Origin of the sequence: Mycobacterium sp. E3247 (assembly GCF_001667785.1) — a bacterium.
GTDB lineage: Bacteria > Actinomycetota > Actinomycetes > Mycobacteriales > Mycobacteriaceae > Mycobacterium.
Window position 1 is genome coordinate 1 of record NZ_LZJG01000244.1, and the last position, 987, is coordinate 987.

Here is a 987-nt window from a genome sequence, read left to right on the forward strand (position 1 = left end):
TGCGCGGTCAGCTGCGCGGTCTGGTCGAGGATGTCGTTGATGGTGCCGCCCTGACCCTGAAACACGGTGATGATGGCGGACGCGATGGTGTTGACCTTTTCGGGATCGAGCGCCCGGAACAGTGGCTTGAAGCCACCGATCAGCGCGTCGAGGTCCAGCGCCGGTGACGTTCGGGACAGCGGGATGGAGCCGCCCGGCGGCAGTATCCGGTCAGCGCCCTCTCCGTCGCCGCGCTTGAGCTCGAGGTAGCGGTCGGCGAACAGGTTGAGGTAGCGGATCTGCGCGGTCGTCGACTGGTAGAGCGGTACGGAGCGGTCGACATCGAAGTCCACCCGGACCCGCTGACCCCCTTCGATCAGCCGCACCGCTTTGACCTTCCCGATCTCCACCCCGGCGGCGCGGACGAATTGGCCGTTCTTCAGCCCGGTGGCGTTCCGGAATTCCGCGTGATAGCTGTTGGTGCTGTTGAAGCGCATCTGAGCGAACACCACGACGATCGACACGGTGATCAGCAGCAGCACCAGCGAGACGATGCCGAGCTTGATGGCGGAGCCGGTAATCTTCATGGATTCATCGCTGTCATGGGTTGATCGTGTTGTCCCCGACCTGGCGGCCCCACACGTACTCGATTGCGTACGGCGAGCCGGTTTCTAGGTGGTTGTACGGCGCGAGGCTGGCGCCGGTGTCCACCACCAGACTCGGCGCCGGCCACAGGTCATGGGTGATGGCCTGCCAGCAACCAGGCGCGCCCCCGGGGCCGCCGTGCGCGTTCACCCGCGGCAGATTGTCCGGATACACAAAGGGATTCGGTGCCCCGCCGACCAGCCCGGCCAGTCCGAGGAGTCCCATCGTGGCCGCGGTGCCGGCCAACCCCGGGAGCGTGAGGATGCCGCCCAATCCCGACGTCAGTTCGGTCATGGTTCTCAGCGCGTATCCGTTGCCGCCGCCGGTCGTCTCATAGGCATGGGGTTCTTCGTCGTAGTAGTT

Annotated in this window: 1 protein-coding gene and 1 pseudogene; both read right to left on the minus strand. The window is 65.6% G+C overall.

The annotated features are described in order from the left end of the window. A partial coding sequence (locus A9X04_RS13130) for an MCE family protein (protein ID WP_156764344.1) occupies positions 1-566 on the minus strand: 566 nt, incomplete at its 3' end. 13 nt (positions 567-579) lie between these two features. Beyond that, positions 580-987 (minus strand): annotated as a pseudogene (locus A9X04_RS31465) (MCE family protein); the annotation flags it as partial.